17 protein-coding genes are annotated in these 19961 nt (G+C 67.2%); 10 read left to right on the top strand and 7 right to left on the bottom strand.

Going from position 1 to position 19961, the window contains the following annotated elements:
- The first annotated feature begins 1 nt into the window (after position 1).
- On the top strand, positions 2-1909 hold the full coding sequence (gene mltA, locus P5W98_RS23875) for a murein transglycosylase A (RefSeq protein WP_421025654.1): 1908 nt from the start codon (positions 2-4) through the stop codon (positions 1907-1909).
- 42 nt (positions 1910-1951) lie between these two features.
- Here the strand turns inward: mltA and P5W98_RS23870 are convergent, their stop codons facing one another.
- Complete coding sequence (locus P5W98_RS23870; protein WP_421025655.1) at positions 1952-3109, bottom strand: porin; 1158 nt, start codon at positions 3107-3109, stop codon at positions 1952-1954.
- Between the two features lie 316 nt (positions 3110-3425).
- On the opposite strand from P5W98_RS23870, the gene P5W98_RS23865 reads away from it, so the two are divergent.
- The 6 genes from P5W98_RS23865 (at position 3426) to P5W98_RS23840 (ending at position 9733) form a co-directional block, all read left to right on the top strand.
- Positions 3426-4112 (top strand): HAD family hydrolase, encoded by a 687-nt coding sequence (locus P5W98_RS23865; protein WP_421025656.1) that lies wholly within the window; start codon positions 3426-3428, stop codon positions 4110-4112.
- Between the two features lie 227 nt (positions 4113-4339).
- Positions 4340-4798 carry a MarR family winged helix-turn-helix transcriptional regulator gene (locus tag P5W98_RS23860; RefSeq protein ID WP_421025657.1) on the top strand — a complete coding sequence of 153 codons (459 nt, stop codon included), beginning with the start codon at positions 4340-4342 and terminating at the stop codon, positions 4796-4798.
- Positions 4799-4811: 13 nt separating this feature from the next.
- Positions 4812-6971 (top strand): FUSC family protein, encoded by a 2160-nt coding sequence (locus P5W98_RS23855; protein WP_421025658.1) that lies wholly within the window; start codon positions 4812-4814, stop codon positions 6969-6971.
- Between the two features lie 37 nt (positions 6972-7008).
- Positions 7009-7218: a DUF1656 domain-containing protein gene (locus P5W98_RS23850; protein ID WP_175194798.1), complete on the top strand. Its 210-nt coding sequence runs from the start codon at positions 7009-7011 to the stop codon at positions 7216-7218.
- Positions 7215-8231, top strand: a complete 1017-nt coding sequence (locus tag P5W98_RS23845) for an efflux RND transporter periplasmic adaptor subunit (RefSeq protein ID WP_421025659.1) — start codon at positions 7215-7217, stop codon at positions 8229-8231. The genes P5W98_RS23850 and P5W98_RS23845 overlap by 4 nt, the downstream gene beginning before the upstream one ends.
- Positions 8228-9733, top strand: a complete 1506-nt coding sequence (locus tag P5W98_RS23840; RefSeq protein WP_421025660.1) for an efflux transporter outer membrane subunit — start codon at positions 8228-8230, stop codon at positions 9731-9733. The genes P5W98_RS23845 and P5W98_RS23840 overlap by 4 nt, the downstream gene beginning before the upstream one ends.
- Before the next feature lie 166 nt (positions 9734-9899).
- On the opposite strand, the gene P5W98_RS23835 is transcribed toward P5W98_RS23840, so the two are convergent.
- Positions 9900-10202, bottom strand: coding sequence for a DUF4148 domain-containing protein (locus tag P5W98_RS23835; RefSeq protein WP_421025661.1), 303 nt, complete (start codon positions 10200-10202; stop codon positions 9900-9902).
- 275 nt (positions 10203-10477) lie between these two features.
- Between P5W98_RS23835 and P5W98_RS23830 the strand changes: the two genes are divergently transcribed.
- From P5W98_RS23830 to P5W98_RS23820, 3 genes are all read left to right on the top strand, one after another.
- Positions 10478-11872, top strand: a complete 1395-nt coding sequence (locus P5W98_RS23830) for a selenium-binding family protein (protein WP_421025662.1) — start codon at positions 10478-10480, stop codon at positions 11870-11872.
- A gap of 16 nt (positions 11873-11888) precedes the next feature.
- The gene (locus tag P5W98_RS23825; protein WP_421025663.1) at positions 11889-12548 is read left to right on the top strand and encodes a hypothetical protein; all 660 of its coding nucleotides are present in this window, start codon (positions 11889-11891) and stop codon (positions 12546-12548) included.
- An 87-nt stretch (positions 12549-12635) separates the two neighbouring features.
- A complete protein-coding gene (locus P5W98_RS23820) occupies positions 12636-13547 on the top strand; it encodes a ketopantoate reductase family protein (protein ID WP_421025664.1) in 912 nt (303 codons plus the stop codon).
- Between the two features lie 120 nt (positions 13548-13667).
- Here P5W98_RS23820 and P5W98_RS23815 read toward each other — a convergent pair whose 3' ends face one another.
- From P5W98_RS23815 to P5W98_RS23795, 5 genes are all read right to left on the bottom strand, one after another.
- Positions 13668-14132 (bottom strand): PaaI family thioesterase, encoded by a 465-nt coding sequence (locus tag P5W98_RS23815; RefSeq protein WP_421025665.1) that lies wholly within the window; start codon positions 14130-14132, stop codon positions 13668-13670.
- A gap of 114 nt (positions 14133-14246) precedes the next feature.
- A complete protein-coding gene (gene boxA / locus P5W98_RS23810) occupies positions 14247-15521 on the bottom strand; it encodes a benzoyl-CoA 2,3-epoxidase subunit BoxA (RefSeq protein ID WP_421025666.1) in 1275 nt (424 codons plus the stop codon).
- Between the two features lie 32 nt (positions 15522-15553).
- The gene (gene boxB, locus P5W98_RS23805; protein WP_421025667.1) at positions 15554-16981 is read right to left on the bottom strand and encodes a benzoyl-CoA 2,3-epoxidase subunit BoxB; all 1428 of its coding nucleotides are present in this window, start codon (positions 16979-16981) and stop codon (positions 15554-15556) included.
- Between the two features lie 69 nt (positions 16982-17050).
- Positions 17051-18778, bottom strand: a complete 1728-nt coding sequence (boxC, locus tag P5W98_RS23800; protein WP_421025668.1) for a 2,3-epoxybenzoyl-CoA dihydrolase — start codon at positions 18776-18778, stop codon at positions 17051-17053.
- A 205-nt stretch (positions 18779-18983) separates the two neighbouring features.
- Positions 18984-19940 (bottom strand): helix-turn-helix transcriptional regulator, encoded by a 957-nt coding sequence (locus P5W98_RS23795; protein ID WP_421025669.1) that lies wholly within the window; start codon positions 19938-19940, stop codon positions 18984-18986.
- Positions 19941-19961: the final 21 nt, after the last annotated feature.

The following is a 19961-nucleotide window of genomic DNA, read 5'->3' as shown; positions in this document are numbered from 1 at the left end:
CATGGACAGACCGCTCTTTCTGCTCGCGGCGGCAGCAGCGGCAACCGCCCTCGCTGGCTGCGCGAGCAACAATCCGGCTAGCTCGGTGATCATCGGGTCGCCCACGCAAGCGCAGGCCGGCAAGGCGCAGGCGACGGCGGCCGCGGCCGCGCCCTCCCAGGCAAGGGCGACTGCCGCGAATGCAGCGCCATCGGCGCCAACGACGCCCACGAATCTGGCCGCAAGTCCGGCACCGGCTACGGCAGCCGCTGCCGCCGCGCCGGCCACTTCCGCCACTTCCGCCACTTCCGCCACTTCCGCCGCTCAGGCCACGGCCGCCTCCGCTGCCCCGCCCTCGCCTGGCGCACCGGTTGCCGCGTTCTCCACGCGCCATGCGTGGTACCAGACCGCGCGCTTCGTCGACCTGCCCGGCTGGAGCGCCGACGATCTGGGCGGCTCGCTCGACGCCTTCAAGCGCAGTTGCGGCGTGCTCGGCTCGCGCAACGGCTGGAGCGCGCCGTGTGCCGCCGCGCGCGGCGTCGACGCGGCCAGCGCCGCCGCGATCCGCCGCTTCTTCGAGACGTACTTCGACGTCTACCAGATCCGCAACACCGACCGCAGCCGCGACGGCACCATGACCGGCTACTACGAGCCGCTCCTGAACGGCAGCCGCCAGCCCGGCGGCGCTTACGTCTACGCGGTCTACGGCGTGCCCGAGGACCTGCTTTACCTCGACGCGCGCCGGCTCGGCGGCGCGGCGCGCGGCAACATCACGGCGGCGCGCATCGAAGGACGCACCGTGATCCCGCTGCCGGGCGCGCAGCCAGACAGCGCGAAGGGCGTCTACACCCTCGACCTGCGCGACAGCGTCCCCGATATCCGCGACAAGAAACTGCGCCTGCGCCTGGACGGCACGCGCATCGTGCCGTACTACACGCGCGCCGAGATCGAGCGTGGCGCGGCGCGCGCGCCGGTGCTTGCGTGGGTGGACGATCCCGTGCTGCTTTATTCGATGCAGGTGCAGGGCTCGGGCAAGATCCGCATGCGTGACGGCACCATCCGCCGCGTGGCCTATGCCGAGCAGAACGGCCGGCCCTTCGAGCCGCCCGTCGCGCGCGCGGGCGCGAGCGGACGCAAGCTCAAGGTGCGCGGCATCGAGATGGAAATCGACGTCGCCGACGACAGCGGCGGAGGTGCCGATAGCAGTGGCCCCGAACTGCTCGCCAGCGCCAACGGCCCGCAAGGCTCGCGGGACGGCGGCGCATCGTCGACGGGCGCGAACGACAGCGACGACGACCAGCCCACTTCGCCGCTGTTGCGCGGCTTCAAGCTCGCCAGCGCCGGTCCGTCGGCGAGCGGCGCGGCGCGGCCCGCCGTGGCGAGTGCTCAGCAAGCGGCGGCGAAGAACGCTAGCACAAACGCGGGGGCGGGCGCGAACCTCGCCACCGTGCCTGGCGCGAACACGCAGCCCAAGCACGCGTTCGCGATCTCCGACCCGAGCTATGTGTTTTTCCGGCCCATCCCCGACTCGCCGAACGGACCGATCGGCGCGCTGGGCGTGCCGCTTTCGGCGGGCCGCTCAATAGCCGTGGATCCACGCACGACGCCGCTCGGCTCGCCGGTGTTCGTCGCCACGCGCGACGACCCGCAAACGCCCGGCGCGGTGAATCGGCTAATGATGGCGCAGGACTCGGGCGGCGCGATCCAGGGCGCAGTGCGCGCCGATTACTTCTATGGCTTCGGCCAGTCCGCGCAGGCCGAGGCGAGCCGCACCAAGGAACGACTGCGCATGTGGCTGCTGTTGCCCAAGGGACTGCACGTGGCCGCCCAGGAATCGGCCACGAAGACGCGCGGGATGGCGGTGCAGTCGAACGAGGATTGCCTCGTGGCCGACCCGCAGTTGTGCGTGGACGACGATGCGGGGAACTAGCGGGCCGGACAGCGGCGAAATCCGCCACCGGCCCGCGTGCCGTCAGAAGGTGTGACGCAGCCCCGTCGAGACGGCCACCTGATCCTGCGTGGACGAAGCCCCGCTCAGCCCGTTCAGATGCGCGCCGAAGCCATACGGATTCGAACTCACGTGCTGCCAGTCGCCTTGCAGATACACACTGGTGCGCTTGGACATGGCGTACTGAGCCTGGAGGTTGACCTGGTTGTAGTTGGGATTCTCGCCCGCGCCAAAATTCGTGCGCGTATAGGTATAAGAGCCGGCCAGCGTCACCATGGGCGTGAGCGAGTAGCGCACATTGCCTTCGATGTTTTGCAGCCGTGCGCTGTTCGTCTGGAGGCGGACCGGCACCGCCGTACCCGCCTGCGCCGCGCCGATGCTGCCGCCGAGCGCATTGCTCAAATTGGTCTGCGTATAGACGATGCCCGCCGTCACCGGGCCCAGCGTATAGCCGACACCCCCGCCGAACGTGCGCTGCGTGCCCGCAGTGAAGGGCGCGCTGCCGGTAACCGCGCCGGTGCTACTGGTCGAGATCGCCAGATTGTTGATGTCGTTGTTCAGTTGCAGGTAGCCCACCGCGACGGTCAAGCCACCAAAGCGATAACTGCCGCCGGCACTATACGCACGGTTGTTGGCGAATTCGCCCGCCGTATTGGAAAAGCCATACAGCGCGCCGAACTTCAGACCGCCATAATTCGCGCTCGTGTATTTGACCGAATTGTTAATACGGATCGTGTTGTTCAGGTTGTCGTTGTCGAACGGATGCGCTGTAATCGTGCCGCCGTAGGGCGAAGCCACGAGCGAAATCGGCGCGACGAAGTCGATGAGGCTGTCGTACTGGCGGCCGAGCGTGACCGCGCCGAACTGGTCGCTCGCCAGGCCGACGAATGCCTGGCGGCCGAACAAGCGGTTGTTCTGCCCGGCGGCGCCGTTGTTAATGGAGAAGCCGTTTTCCAGCGTGAAAACGGCCTTGAGTCCGCCGCCCAGGTCCTCGCCGCCGCGCAGGCCCCAGCGGCTGCCGTTGACCGTGCCGCTCGTCTGCTGCCAGGCGCTGTGGCCAGCCTGGTTGTTGGTGTAAGTCACGCCTGCGTCGATAAGCCCGTATAAAGTGACGCTGCTCTGCGCCTGTGCAGCCGTCGCGAATACGCCGGCCAAAGCGGCGGCCATCATGGTCTTTTTCATTTTCTAACCCCGGTTTAATGCGCCTGCTTCGAACTGGTTGAATCCAGTGGCGAAAAGCGAAGCGCTATTTGCTTTTACAGAACGTTTACATCCGCAACAGAATGCAGGCCGCCTGCGATCTCGAAAGGCCGCTGTTGTGGTGACAAGACGCGAAGCATTGGCGCGCGTCAAACACCCGACCCGCGCGGCGTTATCGCGGCGATATCGCGGCGTAGCGCTCAACGCGAAAGCCGACCTGCTCGCGAGCCCGACGCCTCCACCCCATCCCGGTTATCATCGCGCTCCGAGCCGCCCGCCCCCGATGCCCCATCAAGCCATGCCTCACTCCTCCTTCGATGCCGTGCTCTTCGACTGCGACGGCGTACTCGTCGACTCCGAACGCATCACGCATGTCGTGCTGGTCCAGATGCTGGGCGAGCTCGGCTGGACGCTCTCCGTGGACGAGGCGATGCGCCTTTTCGTCGGCAAAATGGTGAAGGACGAGGCGGAGCGCATCGAGCAGCACACCGGCTTTCGCATCACGGAGGCCTGGCTCGAACACTTTCGCGCGCGCCGCAACGCGGCGCTCGAACGCGACCTCGAGGAGATCCCGGGCGCGCCGGCCGCCGTGCGCGCCGTGCACGCGGTCTACGACGGGCGCATCGCGGTCGCCTCGGGCGCGGACCGCCACAAGGTCGAGTTGCAATTGCGCAAGGTGGATCTGCTCGACTGCTTCGCGGGGCGCATCTTCAGCGGCCACGAAACACCGCGCAGCAAGCCCCATCCCGACGTCTACCTCGCAGCCGCCGCGGGCCTCGGTGCCGCGCCGCAGCGCTGCGCCGTGATCGAGGACACGGTGACGGGCGCGCGCGCCGGTCTCGCGGCCGGCGCCACCGTGTTCGGCTACAGCCCAGGCACGCCGGGCCACAGCGGCGCACAGGCGCTGCGCGACGAGGGCGTCGCGCAGGTGTTCACGGACATGGCGCAACTGCCGGTTCTGCTCGCGGGCTGGCGCGCTCAGTAAACCTCGCGCCGCAGGGGCTAGCCGCGAAAGACGGCACCTGGAACGGCAGCTGAGACGGCACCTGGGGCGGCACCCAGAATGCACGCCTGCATCCATTCCACTACCATCCGGAAAGGTCTGCCCGGGCGCGCCGCAACGGAGCCTGAAAGTCCTGTCTGAAAGCCCGGCGACAGCCAGCCGAAAAACGATAGTTTGCTACCAAATAGTTTTCCGCTATCATCGCGCCGATGTCGAATCTTCATACTTTACGTCTTGCCGTCAGCAGCACGCTCGTCGTGGCGGCGCGCAAATGGCGGCGCACGAGTCACGGCGCGCTCGCCGCCTATAACGTCTCCGAGGCCTGCGCTGCGCCGCTGCTCACCGCCGGGCGTCTTGGCGAGGCGGTGCGCCAGGTCACGCTCGCCGAGCACGTGGGCATCGAAGGCCCCTCGCTCGTGCGCCTGCTCGATCAGCTCTGCGCGGCGGGCCTCGTGCGCCGCGACGAAGACCCCGACGACCGCCGCGCCAAAACCATCTCGCTGACCCACGAAGGCCATGCCGTCACCGCGCAAATGGAGGAAGACCTGCGTGCGCTGCGCGCGCGCGTGCTCAAGGGCGTGAGCCGCGCCGATCTGGAAACCACGCTGCGCGTGCTCAACGCCTTCAACGCGCCGGACCCGGCCGACGCGTCCCTTCACGACCGATAGCGGCACGCGGCTCATGACCTATCCCTCCTGGCGCGACTGGCTTTTCTCGGTCAAGACCTTCGCCGCTTCGATGCTCGCGCTCTATATCGCGCTGATATTCCAGTTGCCGCGCCCGTACTGGGCCATGGCAAGCGTCTATATCGTCTCGAACCCGTTCGTGGGCGCCACGCGCTCGAAGGCGCTCTACCGGGCGCTCGGCACCATGCTGGGTGCGTCCGCGGCCGTCGCGCTGGTGCCGCCGTTCGTCGAAATGCCGCTGGTGTTCAGCGTGATCGTGGCGCTCTGGACCGGCACGATGCTCTATCTGGCGATTTCGGACCGCACCGCGCGCAGCTACGTGTTCATGCTCGCGGGCTACACCATGCCGCTCATCGCGCTGCCCACCGTGACCGCACCCAACACCGTGTTCGACGTGGCCATCGCACGCACCCAGGAGATCACGCTCGGCATCATCTGCGCGAGCGTGGTGGGCAGCGCCGTCCTGCCAAGCCGGCTCGCGCCCACGCTGATCGAGCGCGCCGACGCGTGGTTCCGCGACGCCGCCTTCTATGGCCGCGAAACGCTCTCCGGGAAGATCGCGGGCAAGGCGCTCTCGGCCTGCCGGCAGCGCCTCGCCTCCACCGTGAACCAGCTCGAATTCCTGCTGAGCCAGTTGAGCTACGACCACACGCATCCCGAGATCCTCGCGCGCGCGCAAAACCTGCGCGGGCGCATGCAGTTGTTCCTGCCGATGATTTCCGCGCTCGCCGACCCGCTCATCGCGTTGCGGCGCGATCTGCACACGTGGCCCGAAGGCCTCGACGCGCTGCTCGCCGACGCGGCCAAATGGTTCGACGCCCCACTGCCCACGCGCGCCGCCCAGATCCACGACGACGAAGGCGACCCCGTCGCGGAGCGCCTGCGCGCGCGCGTGGCCGCGCTGCAGCCCCCGCACGACGCGCTCACGAGCTGGGAGGGCGCGCTGCTCTCGAACGCGCTGTGGCGCCTCGGCCAGGTAATCGACGTGTGGCAGGACTGCCGGACCCTGCGCGCGCTGATCGCGCACGAAACCGGCACGTGGCGGCCGCGCTACCGGCACTGGCGCCTCGGCGGCACCGAGCGCTTCTACGACCGCGGCCTCATGCTGTTCTCGTGCCTCGTGCCGGTGAGCGCGATTCTGGTGGCGTGCTGGCTGTGGGTCAGCTCGGGCTGGCACGACGGCGCGGGCGCGGTGACGCTCGCGGCGGTGGCCTGCTGCTTCTTCGCCGCGCTCGACGAGCCCGCGCCGCTGGTGTTCCGTTTTTTCGTGGCGACGGCCGCGAGCGCGGTGATCGCGGGGCTCTATCTGTTCGTGGTGCTGCCCGAGGTGCACGACTTCGCCATGCTCGTGCTGCTGTTCGCGGGGCCGTTCATCCTGATCGGCACGCTCATTCCGCGTCCGCAGTTCAATATGGTCACGATGCTCGTGGCCGTGAACACGGCCACCTTCATCAGCATCCAGGGCGCCTACGAGGCCGATTTCTTCGTTTTCCTGAACAGCAACATCGCGGGCGTCTCCGGCCTGTTGTTCGCCTATCTGTGGACGCGCATGACGCGCCCGTTCGGCGCGGAGCTAGCGGCGAAGCGCCTGCTGCGCTCGAGCTGGAGCGACGTGGCGCTCTCCGCCAGCACCGAACGCATCGCCGACCAGCGCGATCTGGCCTCGCGCATGGTCGACCGCCTGATGCAGCTGATTCCGCGCCTTGGGGCCTCGGACGAGCATCGTCATCCTTCGATCGAGAGCTTCCGGGACCTGCGCATCGCCCTCAACGCGCTGGACCTGCGCCGCTCGCGCCGCAAGCTCGACGGCGACATGCCCGCCGCCATCGACCGCGTGCTCGCGGGCGTGAGCGATCACTACACGCGCTGCGCGAAGACGAGCGAGCGCCACAGCGCCCCGCCCGCGCTGCTCGCCAGCATCGACGACGCGCTGCATCGCGTGGCCGCGCGAGGTCTTGCGCAAGAAGCCGCCGATGCCGACGCAGCGGGCCCGGCCGGCGAAGCCGCGCAAACACCGCCGCGCGCGCACTTCACGCAGCGCTGGCTGCGCGACACGCAGCACGCGCTCGTGGGCCTGCGCCTCTCGCTCTACCCCACGCTGGTCGGCCAGCGTCCGGGCACCGGGCCGGGCGGAATCCAGGGAGCCAATAGGTGAGCGCGCAACCTTTTTTCCTCACTTCAGGATCAGCGCCATGATCGGCGAAATCGATATCTTCGGCGTGTTCGTGCCCGCCGTGCTCGTGCTGATGCTGATCGCGTATCTCATCAACGTCGTGATCGGCAAGGTGCTCACGCGTGTCGGCTTCTACCGGCTCGTGTGGCATCGTTCCATTTTCGACCTCGGCATCTATGTCTTCGTGCTGGCTGCCGTCATCATCGTGTCGCATCGCTTACTACCGTGAAAAAAACCTGGTTCTCGGCAGGACAGATCCTGCTCACGCTCATTGTCGTCGTCGTGGCTGCGGTCGTGCTATGGCGCATCGTCGATTACTACATGTACTCGCCGTGGACGCGCGACGGCCGCGTGCGCGCCGACGTGATCCAGGTCGCGCCCGACGTGGGCGGCCTCATCACGCACGTCGAGGTGGTCGACAACCAGCCGGTCAAGAAAGGCCAGGTGCTGTTCGTGATCGACCAAGCGCGCTACACGCTCGCGCTGCGTCTTGCCGAGGCCGCGCTGCAAAATCGCCAGGCCACGCTCGCGCAGGCCAGACGCGAATACGCGCGCAACCGCGCGCTCGGCAATCTGGTCGCCAGCGAAACGCTCGAGGAAAGCCGCACCAAAGTCGATCAGGGCGAAGCCGCCGTGGCCGACGCCCAAGTGCAGGTGGATACCGCGAAGCTGAACCTGCAGCGCACGACCATCGTGAGCCCCGTGGACGGCTATCTGAACGACCGCGCCCCGCGCGCGGGCGAGTACGTCACGGCGGGGCGCGCCGAGCTCTCGGTGGTGGACATGCATTCGTTCCGCGTGGATGGCTACTTCGAGGAAACGCGCCTGCGCGGCATTCGTCTCGGCCAGCCCGTCGAGATCACCGTAATGGGCGAGCCGCGCCCGCTGCGCGGCCACGTGCAGAGCATCGTCGCCGCCATCGAGGACCGCGACCGCCAGCCAAGCCCCAACCTGCTGCCGAACGTGAACCCCGCGTTCAGCTGGGTGCGCCTCGCGCAGCGCGTGCCGGTGCGCGTCGCACTTGACGAAGTGCCGGACGACTTCCGCATGATCGCGGGCCGCACGGCCACCGTCGCGGTGCGCACCGAAGCCAGCGAAAAGCAGACGAGCAAGGCCGGCGCGGCAGCGCGCGCCACGCGTGAGAGCAGCGCCAGCGGCACAGTGACTGCTTCGGATGCCGAAGCGAATGCGAGCGCGAACTCGAGCGCCGCGCCGGCAACGGCGAGCGGAGCTTCGCAATGACGCGTCATGGACTTCGGCGCGCCTTCGCGCTCGCGCCGCTCGTGCTTGCGCTGGGCGCATGCATGAACCTCGGCCCCGACTACAAAGTGCCGAACGACGCGCTCGTGAACGCGCCGCTCGCGCAGGGGCCGATCGACGGCGCGAGCAAAGCGCCGGTTTCGCAGGGCGAGGTGCCCAACGACTGGTGGCGTCTCTACGACGACCCCACGCTCGACCAGCTCGTCCAGCAAGCGCTGCAATCGAACACCAGCCTGCGCGTGGCCGCCGCGAATCTCGCACGCTCGCGCGCCGCGCTCGAAGTGGCCGCGGCGCAAGGCGGCTTCTCGGGCAGCGCGAGCGCCGCATTCCAGCGCGCCCAGGTCTCGGCCGAGCAATATCTGCTGTTCAGCAAGGTGCCGGTGGGAAACCTCGGCGATCTCGGCATCAACGTGTCGTATGAAATCGACCTGTTCGGCAAGCTGCGGCGCGGCGTGGAAGCCGCCAGCGCCGAAGACGAAGCCGTGCTCGCCGCCGCCGATCTCGCGCGCATCACCGTGGTCGCCGATGTCGCGCAGGCCTATGTCGCATCGTGCTCGGCCGGCGAAGAACTGGCCATCGCGCAGGAATCGCTCAAGCTGCAACAGCAGCGCGTGGCGCTCACCCAGCGCCTGCGCGACGCGGGCCGCGGCAACCAGACCGACGTCACGCGCGGCCAGACCCAGGTTCAAACGCTCGCCGCCGACATTCCGCGCTTCGAGGGCCGCCGCCGCGTCGCGCAGTATCAACTCGCGATGCTGCTCGCGCGCCCGCCGTCCGACCTGCCGCCAGCGGTGCTCGCCTGCAACCGCCTGCCCAAACTCAAGCAGCCGATCCCGGTCGGCGACGGCGCGGCGCTGCTGCGCCGCCGCCCCGACGTGCGCGCGGCCGAGCGCCAGCTCGCGTCGGCCACGGCGCGCATCGGCGTGGAGACGGCGGCGATGTATCCGTCGATCAGCATCGGTGCGGGCGTGGGCACGATCGGCCTCACGGACGACCTGTTCTCTTCGAAGACCAATGCGTGGTCATTCGGCCCCCTGATCAGCTGGACCTTCCCGCTGAACGGCCAGCGCGCCCGCGTGCGCGGCGCGGAGGCTGCTACGGCGGGCGCGCTCGCGCACTTCGACGGCGTGGTGCTCAACGCGCTGCGCGAAACACAGACGAGCCTCGCCACCTACGCCGCCGACGACCAGCGCGCCGAGGCGCTGCGCACGGCCTACGCGTCGGCAAAGCAATCCGCCGATCAAACCCACCGCCTCTACGCAGCGGGCCGCGAACCGTTCCTCTCTGACCTCGACGCCACGCGCACGCTCACGAGCGCGCACGCGCAGGTGGCGGCGGCCGAAGGCCAGGTGGCGCTCGATCAGGTGAAGCTGTTCCTCGCGCTGGGCGGCGGGTGGGAGCCTGACCAGGAGAAGCCGGCGTCGGGGCAGGCGGAGCAGTCTGTCCAGCCGTCTCAGGCCAATCAGCCGACGCCGGCTCAATAAGCACCCGACGCCCCCTGCCGCGTCGATGCGGTATGCGGCCAGCCACGCAAAAACGCCGCACGAACGTTCCCATTCGTACGGCGCCATGCACTCGAATACATCCCGGGAACGCGCAATGGCCCCCTCGCCGCCCCTTCGAGGCGGGTGCTGCAACGCTCCTCCAACCTCAACGCATCATGCGCACCGGCGGCGAGTAGCTGCTGGCCGTGCCGCTTTCCGACGTGCCGTCCGTCGCCGGCCCATAGCCGCTATCGCCCCGCGCTTGCAAACGCGCCTGGGCTGCCTGGTAGTCCCCAGGATAGAACGGCGACACCACGTTCGGCCGCCAGCCCACCGATTCGAGCGCCTTGAGTTCGTTGCGGACCTGCTCACGCGTGAGGGGGCCGTTTTCAGGTTGCGACTGGGCGAAAGAAACGGCCGGAACCGCGAGCACCGCAGCAAGCGCGACCGCCTTGATAAGCGACTTCATGACAACACCTCCGGTAACTTGAACGATCGGTCCGGCACAAGCGGCGAACCGTTGGATGTAGTCTAGAAAGTCCCGAGCACCGGATAAATGGCGACGCGACGAATTCACTGTTTTCGCAGTATGGATAATCGCGCGCCTCATAACGGCCGCGCATATCTATCTTCCCGCGCGGAATAAGGCCGCGGGCAATGCAGACGAAACGGCACGCAGCCTGCAAACGCGCGCACACCGGTGCAAGATAGGCGCTTCCGAAACCTCTACAAGGAGAGGTCGCGATGGCGACATGGAAACCGGATCCGAGCTTCTACCCCTCCGCGCGCCTGGCAGCCGCGGCCACGCCGGAAACGCTCGCATGGGTGGCGAGTTTCGACCCTACTTGCCGCGTGCCCGACTCGCTCGACGTCGTCGACCTCGATCCCGCCTCGCCCGAGTACGGCCGGATCGTCCATCGCCTCGCGATGCCGCACACCGGCGACGAGCTCCATCATTTCGGCTGGAACGCATGCAGTTCGTGCCTGTGCCCGAACGCGCCACACGCCCATACCGAGCGTCGTTATTTGATCGTGCCGGGCCTGCGCTCATCGCGCATTCATATTGTCGATACGAAGCCCGACGCGCGCCGCCCGAAGATCGTGCGCGTCCACGAGCCCGAAAGCGTCGCGCAACGCGCCGGCTATACCCGCCCCCATACGGTGCACTGCGGGCCGGACGGCATCTACGTGACAGCGCTCGCCAATGCCGAGGGCGAAGCGCCCGGCGGCATCTTCCTGATGGATCACGAGAGCTTCGACATCCTCGGCCAATGGGAAATCGAGCGTGGCCCGCAGCAGCTTGCCTACGATGGCTGGTGGCATCTCGGCTACGACACGCTCGTGACGAGCGAATGGGGCCTGCCCGCCACCTTCGAGAACGGCCTCGTGCCCGAGGTGCTGCTCGGCGGCCAGTACGGCCATCGGCTGCACTTCTGGGACCTGCATACGCGCCGCCACAAACAGGTGCTCGACTTCGGCGCGGAGAACCAGCTGGTGTTCGAACTGCGGCCCGCGCACGACCCCACGAAGCCATATGGTTTCGTGAATTCCGTCATCAGCCTGAAGGATCTCTCGGCGTCGATCTGGCAGTGGTACCGCGACGGCGATCAGTGGGCCGCGCGCAAGATCATCGAGATTCCCGCCGAACCCGCCGACCCGGAATTGCTCCCGCCCATGCTCAAAGGCTTCGCCGCCGTGCCGCCGCTCGTCACCGACATCGCACTCTCGCTCGACGACCGCTTTCTCTACGCAGCCTGCTGGGGCACGGGCGACCTGCGCCAATACGATGTTTCGGATCCCGAACATCCTGTGCTGACGGGCAGCGTGCGCATCGGCGGGATCGTCTCTCGCGCCACGCATCCGCGCGCGCAAGGCCGTGCGCTCAATGGCGGTCCGCAGATGGTGGAGGTGAGCCGCGACGGGCGGCGGGTGTATTTCACGAATTCGCTGTATGGCGCCATCGACGCGCAGTTCTACCCCAATGGCATCGACGGCTGGATGGTGAAGCTCGATGCCGCGCCCGAAGGCGGACTCCGCTTCGACGAACGCTTCTTCGTGGAATGGCCGAAGACGCATCGCCCGCATCAGATCCGGCTCGAAGGCGGCGACTGTTCATCCGATTCGTATTGCTATCCCTGAGCATGGCACGCATGGCATGAGTGAGCTGTTCCGAACATTCGACACGCACTGGGCCGCCTGGGGCGCGGTGGCAGCCAGCGGCGTGTTTCACGGCGCGAATCCGGCGATGGGCTGGCTCTTCGCCACCGCGCTCGGGCTGCAGCGCCGCAGCCGCACGGCGTTGCTGCTGGCGCTGCCGCCTATCGCGCTGGGCCACGCCGCATCGATTCTGCTATTCACGAGCTCGATCGCCGCACTGGGCGCGTGGCGGCCCGTGCTCATGCACAGCGGCCTGCACTGGGTGCTTGGCGCGCTGCTGATCGGCTGGGCTGCTTGGCAGCACGCGCGGGGGCACCGCCATCGGGTGCGCGCGGGGATGACGGCCGGCTTTCTCGGTCTCACGGCATGGTCCGCGCTGATGGCCACGCTGCACGGCGCGGGCCTCATGCTCATGCCGGCGTTGCTGCCGGTCTGCGGAGATACCGCGGCCCATGGCGGCGCCGGCGGGCTGCTCGCGATATCCGCCGCGTTCACCGCGCTGCACACGGTGGTGACGCTGGCCACGACCGCTGCCATCGCAATCGTCGCCTATGAATATGTGGGACTCGGCGTGCTGCGGCGCGGCTGGATCAACTTCGACTGGCTCTGGCGCGGCGCGCTGGTGGCCACCGGCACGCTGATGATCGCGACCGCGTGAATGGCGCTGCCGCGCCCAGCGCCTGCCGCGCGAGCCGTGTACCATACTGCGCTCTATCGAAGAAGCAACGCGGAAGGAGCAACGCAGATGAAAATCGCCATCATGGGCGCCGGCGCGGTGGGCTGCTTTTACGGCGGGATGCTCGCGCGCGCGGGCCACGACGTCGTCCTGATCGGCCGCGCGCAGCATGTCGAAGCCATCGAGCGCGACGGCCTGCGCCTCGAAGCGCTGAGCTTCGACGAGCGCATCGGCCGCCCGCATCTCACCGCGAGCACCGAGGCGGCCGCCGTGGCCGGCGCCGATCTCGTGCTGTTCTGTGTGAAGTCGACCGACACCGAAAGCGCCGGCGCCTCGATCGCGCCGCATCTGCGCGCCGATACGCTCGTGCTCACGCTGCAAAACGGCGTGGACAACGCCGAACGCCTGCGCACCGTGATTCCGCAAGACGTCGCAGCCGCTGTCGTGTACGTGGCCACGGAGATGGCCGGCCCCGGCCACGTGCGCCACCACGGGCGCGGCGAACTGGTGATCGAGCCTGCGCGCGGCAGCCTGGCCGCCGCGCAGGCCCTGATCGATGCGGGCGTGCCCACCGAAATTTCCGCGAACGTGCGCGGCGCGCTCTGGGCCAAGCTCATCGTGAACTGCGCGTACAACGCGCTCTCGGCGATTTCGCAGTTGCCTTATGGGCGTCTCGTGGAAGGCGCTGGCGTGCGCGATGCGATGCAGGACGTGCTGGCCGAATGCGTGGCCGTGGCGCACGCCGACGGCGTGACGCTGCCGCCCGACGTGGACACCAGCGTGCAGCGCATTGCGCAAACCATGCCGGGGCAATACTCGTCGACCGCGCAGGATCTCGCGCGCGGCAAGCGCAGCGAAATCGATCATCTGAACGGTTTCGTGGTGTGGCGCGGCGCGGCGCTGGGCGTGGCCACGCCGGCCAACCGCCTGCTTCATGCACTCGTGAAGCTCATCGAGGACAAGGCGCACGGGACGATCTGAGGCGTGCGCTTTAGTGCGTTTTAATGCGTTTTAATGCGGTTTAGTACGGTTTAGTGCACTTTCGCGAGAGCGTTGCCAGCGCCCCGCTGCAGGTGCGGGGCGCGGGGCGCGGCGCATGCCTCATGCGCCCGGCGCCTCGCGCTCGAACACGAGCAGCGTCGAGGTCGCCGAAGCATAGAGCTTGCCGGCGGCGTCCGTGATCGTCGCCTCCGTGAAGGCAGCACGGCGGCCGATGCTCAATACGCGGCCTTCGGCGCGCACCGGTCCGGTGCTTGCGGTCATGGGGCGGTGATAGGCCACTTTCAGTTCAAGCGTCGTGTAGCCCTGGTGCGGCGCGAGACGCGAATGCGCCGCGCAACCGCAGGCAGAATCGAGCAGCGTGGCCGCATAGCCGCCATGCACGGTGCCGATGGGGTTGTACGCATGCAGCCCGGGCACGCTTTCGAAGACCACGCGGCCTTCCTCCACCTCCGCGAGCTTGAAGCCAAGCGTTTCGCCGATAGGCGCGCTGCGGCCGCTCGCGAGCATGCGCTGCAGTTGTTCGAGGCCGGTGAGGCCGGCGGGCAATTCAGCAACGAGGTTCATATGAAACGTCTCTCCATCGAGTGAGTCCCGGCATGGTAACGTTTTTAGAACGATCGTGCTTAAACCCTGTCGACTGAAACTGCACTTTCCTGCATTTGATGGCCCGGTTCGGCTTCAGTACGTTTCGAGGTGCAGCCGCCCTTCCCGCTTGAGCCGCTCCCACAGCGCATCCCACCCCATGCCGTGCGCCTGCGCGATCTCGCCGAGCACCTGCAGCACGCCGTCTTCCATGCCCTTGAGTCCGCACACGTAGATGTGGGTATTGCCGTCCTTGAGCAGTTGCGCCACATCGACGGCGCGCTCGCGCATCGCGTCCTGCACGTAGCGTTTGGGCTGGCCCGGCGTGCGCGAAAACGCCAGATTCGTGTCGATGAAATCCTTCGGCAGATTCATGAGCGGTCCGAAATATGGCAGCTCCTGGTGCGTGCGCGCGCCGAAGAACAACATCAGCTTGCCCGTTGCGCCCTTGAGCCTGCGGCGGCGCCGGTACTCGGTCATCGCACGCATGGGCGCGGAGCCCGTGCCGGTGCAGATCATCAGCAGATGCGAGTTCGGATGGTTCGGCATCAGGAAGGTGCTGCCGAACGGGCCGATCACGCTCACCACGTCGCCCTTTTTCAGGTCGCACAGGTAATTCGAGCACACGCCGTCCGTGGCGTTGCCGCTGTAATCGCGCATCACACGCTTCACGGTGAGCGAGACATTGTTGTAGCCGGGCCGCTCGCCGTCGCGCGGGCTCGCGACCGAGTACTGGCGCGCGTGATGCGCCCGGCCATCGGCGCTCTTGCCGGGCGGCAGAATGCCGATCGACTGCCCCTCGAGCACCGGAAACGGCATCGTGCCGAAATCGAGCACGATGTGATGGATATCGCTTTCCGTGGCGGCGTCCGTGAGCCGATAGTTGCCCACCACGGTTGCGGTGGTAGGCGCCTTGTGCGTGTACAGGTGCACATAGGGCCGCGCCGCCGACCACGGCGGCACGGTCGCGCCGCGCACCATGTCCGGGCCGGAGCCCGGCGCGCCGTCGCCGTCGTTCTGCGTGGCAGCGGCTTGCGGTGCGTCCGCGCCGGCCGATGACGTAGAGGCAGCCGCAACATCGGGCGCACTCACCGTGGGATTTTGCGTGGGGAGTTCGTCCCAGCCGAACTGTTCGTCGATGCCATACGCCTCGGCCTTGAGCACATTGCGCCAGTTGTCGATCGCGCCAGTCGGGCACGGCGGCACGCAGGCCATGCATGCGTTGCAGACGTCCGCCTTCACCACGTAGTTGACGCCGTCGTGCGTGATGGCATCGATCGGACACGTCTCTTCGCAGGTATTGCAGCGAATGCAGATCTCGGGATCGATCAGGTGCTGCCTGAGGATCTCCACGGAAATTGGAGCGTTCATGATGGTCTCGCCAGGCTCTATTCACCTGCCGTTCAATTGAAGCGCACGTATTCGAAATCGACCGGCTGCCGGTTAATGCCCATCGCCGGCGGCGCGATCCAGTTAGCGAACTTGCCCGGTTGCGCCACGCGGCCCATGAGCGACGCGACATACGCGCGGTCTTCGGGCGTGGGCAGCCACTTCGCCTCGTTCGCGGCCCATTGCGCCTCGTCGATCACACGGCCGTCCGGCGCGACGCGCACGCCCGCGAAAGTGCCGATCTGGCGATTGAACGCCTTGTGCGGCACGCTTAGGCGAAAGTCGATGCCCGCCTTCTCCAGCACCTTGTTCCAGCGGTTCACGCCCGCCACCGAGTCCTTGATGTAGTCGTCGCGCAGCACTTCGTTCATGGCGTTGAGCATCGGCACGTCGCGCTCGACGAGTTTGTCGCCTTCCACGTCGAGCAGGCGATAAGTCATGCCCTCGAGCTTATGGTCGTCGTCACGCTTCGTTTCCTCGTAACGCCCCTTCAGTCCCGAACTATAGAACGTGGCCGCGTTCGACGAATGATCCGCGCCGAACAGGTCGATCGTCACCGAGTAGTGAAAATTCAGGTAGCGCTGGATCGTTTCGAGGTCGATCACCCCTGCGGCGCGCAAGCGGCTGAGGTCGTCGCTCTTGAGTTCGTTCATGACCTGCGCGGTGCGCTGCACCACGCGCGAGACACCCGACTCGCCGACGAACATGTGATGCGCCTCTTCGGTCAGCATGAATTTCGTGGTGCGAGCGAGCGGATCGAAGCCCGATTCGGCCAGCGCCGAAAGCTGGAACTTTCCGTCGCGGTCGGTAAAGTAGGTGAACATGAAGAACGCGAGCCAGTCCGGCGTTCTTTCGTTGAAAGCGCCGAGAATGCGCGGGTTGTCGTCGTCGCCCGAGCGGCGCTCGAGCAATGCTTCGGCTTCCTCACGACCGTCCCGGCCGAAATAGCGATGCAGCAGATAGACCATCGCCCATAGGTGACGCCCCTCCTCCACGTTCACCTGGAACAGGTTGCGCAGGTCGTAGAGCGACGGCGCCGTCAGGCCCAGGTGCCGCTGCTGCTCGACCGAGGCGGGCTCGGTGTCGCCCTGCGTGACGATGATGCGGCGCAGATTCGCGCGGTGCTCGCCAGGCACCTCCTGCCACGCGGACTCGCCCTTGTGCGCGCCGAAATGGATCTTGCGCTCCGCTTCGCCGGGCGCGAGAAAAATCCCCCAACGATAATCGGGCATCTTCACGTGATCGAAATGCGCCCAGCCACCCGCATCCACGCTCACCGCCGTGCGCAGATACACGTCGAAGCCATGCGAGCCCTCGGGCCCCATGTCACCCCACCACGAGAGAAAATTCGGCTGCCACTGCTCCAGTGCGCGCTGCAACGCGCGGTCGTCGGCGAGATTGACGTTGTTGGGGATCTTTTCGCTGTAGTTGATCGTGGACATATCGGTTCCTTGGGCCGGAGCGGCTATAAGGGATCGGGATGAAAGCGAGGCTTGCAGCCTTGCCCGCGACTACACGCGTGCAAGATCGAACTGCGCCTTGCTGCCCTTGCCGTACACCTTGAGCGCGCCCTTTTCGCCTACCGCGTTGGGGCGATTGAAGATCCAGTTCTGCCATGCCGAGAGGCGGCCGAAAATACGCGTCTCCATGGTTTCGACGCCGTTGAAGCGCAGATTCGCTTCCAGACCCGTGAGCGCATCGGGTGACATGGCCGCGCGCTCTTCCAGTGCGATGCGGATCTCGTCGGCCCAGTCGATGTCGTCGGGCGCGGCGGTCACGAGCCCGAGGCGCTCCGCCTCGGCCGGCTTCACCGGCTGGCCGATCCGCGCACGCGCGGCGTCGAGCGGCTCGGCCTCTTCATAGAAGCGCCGCGCGAGACGCGACTGCTGCGTGATCATCGGATAGATCCCGAAATTTGCTTCGGATAACGTAATAACTGGCTCTTCGTCTTCGCTCGAAGGCAGCGCCGCCATATAGCTGCGGTCGGCGGCGAAGGCGAGTTCCGCGAATGTGCCGGCAAAGCACGAGCCCGGCTCGATCAGCGCGAACAGCGAACGCGACGAGACATCTATGCGCGCAAGCGTGCGGCGCAGCATGCCGATGGTCTCACGCACGAACCAGTGGCCGCGGTGCTCGAGCAGCGCGGCGTCGGCGGCCAGCACGCCGCGGGCGTCGCCTTCTGCTTTGAAGATCCACGTGCCGATGTCGAGCTCGTTGGTGCGCATCGCGAGGATCGCATCGTCCAGTTCGCGGGCAAACTGCAGCGGCCACCAGGCGGCGCCGGCCGCGACGATAGCCTCGATGCCTTCGGGCAGCGGCGCTTGTGCGAGGTCGGGCGCTTTCACGGTGAAGGTGGCCGTGCGCTTCGCGCGATCGATCACCACATCGACGTTTGCATAGCTCAGACCGTTCTCGTGCTCGACGCGCTCGATTCGCGTAAGCGCGACGCCCTGCGCGCCCTGCCCCGGTTCGGGCCGGTCGCTCGACGCGGCCAGTTCGAGCGCGCGCACCTGCACCGCCTGGCCGAAGCGGTTGGGCTTGATCACGTCGTCCACGAGACGCCACGCTTTCGCGCGCTCGCCGCGAATGCCCTCGGCCACGGTGCAGAAGATATCGGCACGGTCGTGACGGACTTTGCGCTTGTCGGTGAGGCGGGTGAGGCCGCCCGTGCCGGGCAGCACGCCCAGCAGCGGCACCTCGGGCAGCGCCACCGTGGACGACCGGTCGTCCACCAGCAGGATCTCGTCGCAGGCGAGCGCCAGTTCATAGCCGCCGCCGGCGCACGCGCCGTTCACGGCGGCAATGAATTTCAGGCCCGAATGCCGCGACGAATCCTCGATGCCGTTGCGTGTTTCGTTGGTGAACTTGCAGAAGTTGACCTTCCACGCGTGGCTGGAGAGGCCCAGCATGAAGATATTGGCGCCGGAGCAGAACACCCGGTCCTTGAGGCTCGTGACCACCACGGTTCGCACCTCGGGGTGCTCGAAGCGGATGCGCTGGAGTGCATCGTACAGTTCGATGTCCACGCCGAGGTCATATGAATTGAGCTTCAGCTTGTAGCCTTCGCGAATGCCACCGTCTTCGGCGATGTCGATGCCAAGCGTCGCGACGGCGCCCTCGAAGCTGAGCTTCCAGTGCCGGTACTGCGAGGGGTCGGTGCGGTAGTCGACTCGCGAAGCGGCCGGTTGGGCAACTGGCTGGGCGGCCGGCTGTGCGACGGCGGTATCTGCTGCGGTCATGGGGCGTCTCCTGTCGACCGGGGCGCACGCAAAGCGCTGACTCCGGTCTCATGCAAGCTAGAAGGTGTGCACTTCGTTTCAATGAACGATAGTGCAACACATACCCCATGTAAAGCATTTTAGTGCATATTTCCGGCGCCGGCGGGTAAACCACGAAATGTATTGGATTGCATTTGACGGCCCCGGCAGCCCACGCCAGCCTTCCTCAGTCGATGCGCGCCGGCTCCGCGCCAAGCCGGGCCGCGATGCGGTCGCGCAGTTGCAGATAGGCGTCGGCAAGCGTCTTTTCGCTGGTGTCGAAGCGCATGTCCGCGCGACCGTAGAATTCGCTGCGGCCCGCCAGAATGCGCTTGAGGTCGTCCATCGCTTCGCGGTTGCCCGACATGGGGCGCAGGTCGCCCTGCGCCACCACCCGGCGCATGTGCTCCTCGGGCGCGGCCTGGAGCCAGACCGTGAAGCAGTGCGCGAGCAGCGTGTTGAAGGTAGCCGGCTCGGACACGAGGCCGCCCGGCGACGCAATCACGGCACGCGGATGCTCGGCGATCACGGCCTCCAGCGCGCGCTGCTCATAGCGGCGGTACGCGCTTGCGCCGTAGAGCGAGTGAATCTCCGAGGGCGGGCAGCCCGCCAGTTGCTCGATCACGCGCGTGAGCTCGACGAACGGCACCTTGAGCTCCTGCGCGAGCATGCGACCGAGCGTGGACTTGCCCGCGCCCCGCAGGCCGATGAGCGCGATGCGCTCGTTGCGGTGGGGGTCGGCGGGCGCCTGCGAGAACATTTCGGCGAGCGCGATACGCGCGCGCTGCAATGAGGCCGGATCGCGCCCCTGCAGCAGCTCGCGGATCAGCAGCCATTCTGCCGAAGCCGTGGTGACATCGCCGATCACTTCCGCGAGCGGGCAATTGAGCGTGGCCGCGATCTGGCGCAGCACCAGCACGGAGGCATTGCCCACACCCGACTCCAGATTCGCGAGGTGGCGCTCGGACAGCCCGGTTTCCGCCGCCAGCGTCTTGCGCGTCATGCCGCGGCGCGCGCGCAGCATGCGCACGCGCTCGCCCATCGCGGTCAGGAACGGGTCACGCTCGCTGCGCCCCGCATCGGCCGCTTCATGAGCGTTCGCGGGCTCTTCCGGCTGCGCTTCGGCAACGTAAGTTTGCTTCATCTTGAGAGACCTCCCAACCTT

It is taken from the genome of Paraburkholderia sp. A1BS-2L (genome assembly GCF_051125205.1).
Classification (GTDB): Bacteria; Pseudomonadota; Gammaproteobacteria; order Burkholderiales; family Burkholderiaceae; genus Paraburkholderia.
This window is presented reverse-complemented; position numbering and strand designations above follow the sequence as displayed.

Coding starts and splice junctions, on each gene's coding strand:
- mltA (WP_421025654.1), top strand. CDS start 2: ATGGACAGACCGCTCTTTCTGCTCGCGGCGGCAGCAGCGGCAACCGCC.
- P5W98_RS23870 (WP_421025655.1), bottom strand. CDS start 3,109: ATGAAAAAGACCATGATGGCCGCCGCTTTGGCCGGCGTATTCGCGACG.
- P5W98_RS23865 (WP_421025656.1), top strand. CDS start 3,426: ATGCCTCACTCCTCCTTCGATGCCGTGCTCTTCGACTGCGACGGCGTA.
- P5W98_RS23860 (WP_421025657.1), top strand. CDS start 4,340: ATGTCGAATCTTCATACTTTACGTCTTGCCGTCAGCAGCACGCTCGTC.
- P5W98_RS23855 (WP_421025658.1), top strand. CDS start 4,812: ATGACCTATCCCTCCTGGCGCGACTGGCTTTTCTCGGTCAAGACCTTC.
- P5W98_RS23850 (WP_175194798.1), top strand. CDS start 7,009: ATGATCGGCGAAATCGATATCTTCGGCGTGTTCGTGCCCGCCGTGCTC.
- P5W98_RS23840 (WP_421025660.1), top strand. CDS start 8,228: ATGACGCGTCATGGACTTCGGCGCGCCTTCGCGCTCGCGCCGCTCGTG.
- P5W98_RS23835 (WP_421025661.1), bottom strand. CDS start 10,202: ATGAAGTCGCTTATCAAGGCGGTCGCGCTTGCTGCGGTGCTCGCGGTT.
- P5W98_RS23830 (WP_421025662.1), top strand. CDS start 10,478: ATGGCGACATGGAAACCGGATCCGAGCTTCTACCCCTCCGCGCGCCTG.
- P5W98_RS23825 (WP_421025663.1), top strand. CDS start 11,889: ATGAGTGAGCTGTTCCGAACATTCGACACGCACTGGGCCGCCTGGGGC.
- P5W98_RS23820 (WP_421025664.1), top strand. CDS start 12,636: ATGAAAATCGCCATCATGGGCGCCGGCGCGGTGGGCTGCTTTTACGGC.
- P5W98_RS23815 (WP_421025665.1), bottom strand. CDS start 14,132: ATGAACCTCGTTGCTGAATTGCCCGCCGGCCTCACCGGCCTCGAACAA.
- boxA (WP_421025666.1), bottom strand. CDS start 15,521: ATGAACGCTCCAATTTCCGTGGAGATCCTCAGGCAGCACCTGATCGAT.
- boxB (WP_421025667.1), bottom strand. CDS start 16,981: ATGTCCACGATCAACTACAGCGAAAAGATCCCCAACAACGTCAATCTC.
- boxC (WP_421025668.1), bottom strand. CDS start 18,778: ATGACCGCAGCAGATACCGCCGTCGCACAGCCGGCCGCCCAGCCAGTT.
- P5W98_RS23795 (WP_421025669.1), bottom strand. CDS start 19,940: ATGAAGCAAACTTACGTTGCCGAAGCGCAGCCGGAAGAGCCCGCGAAC.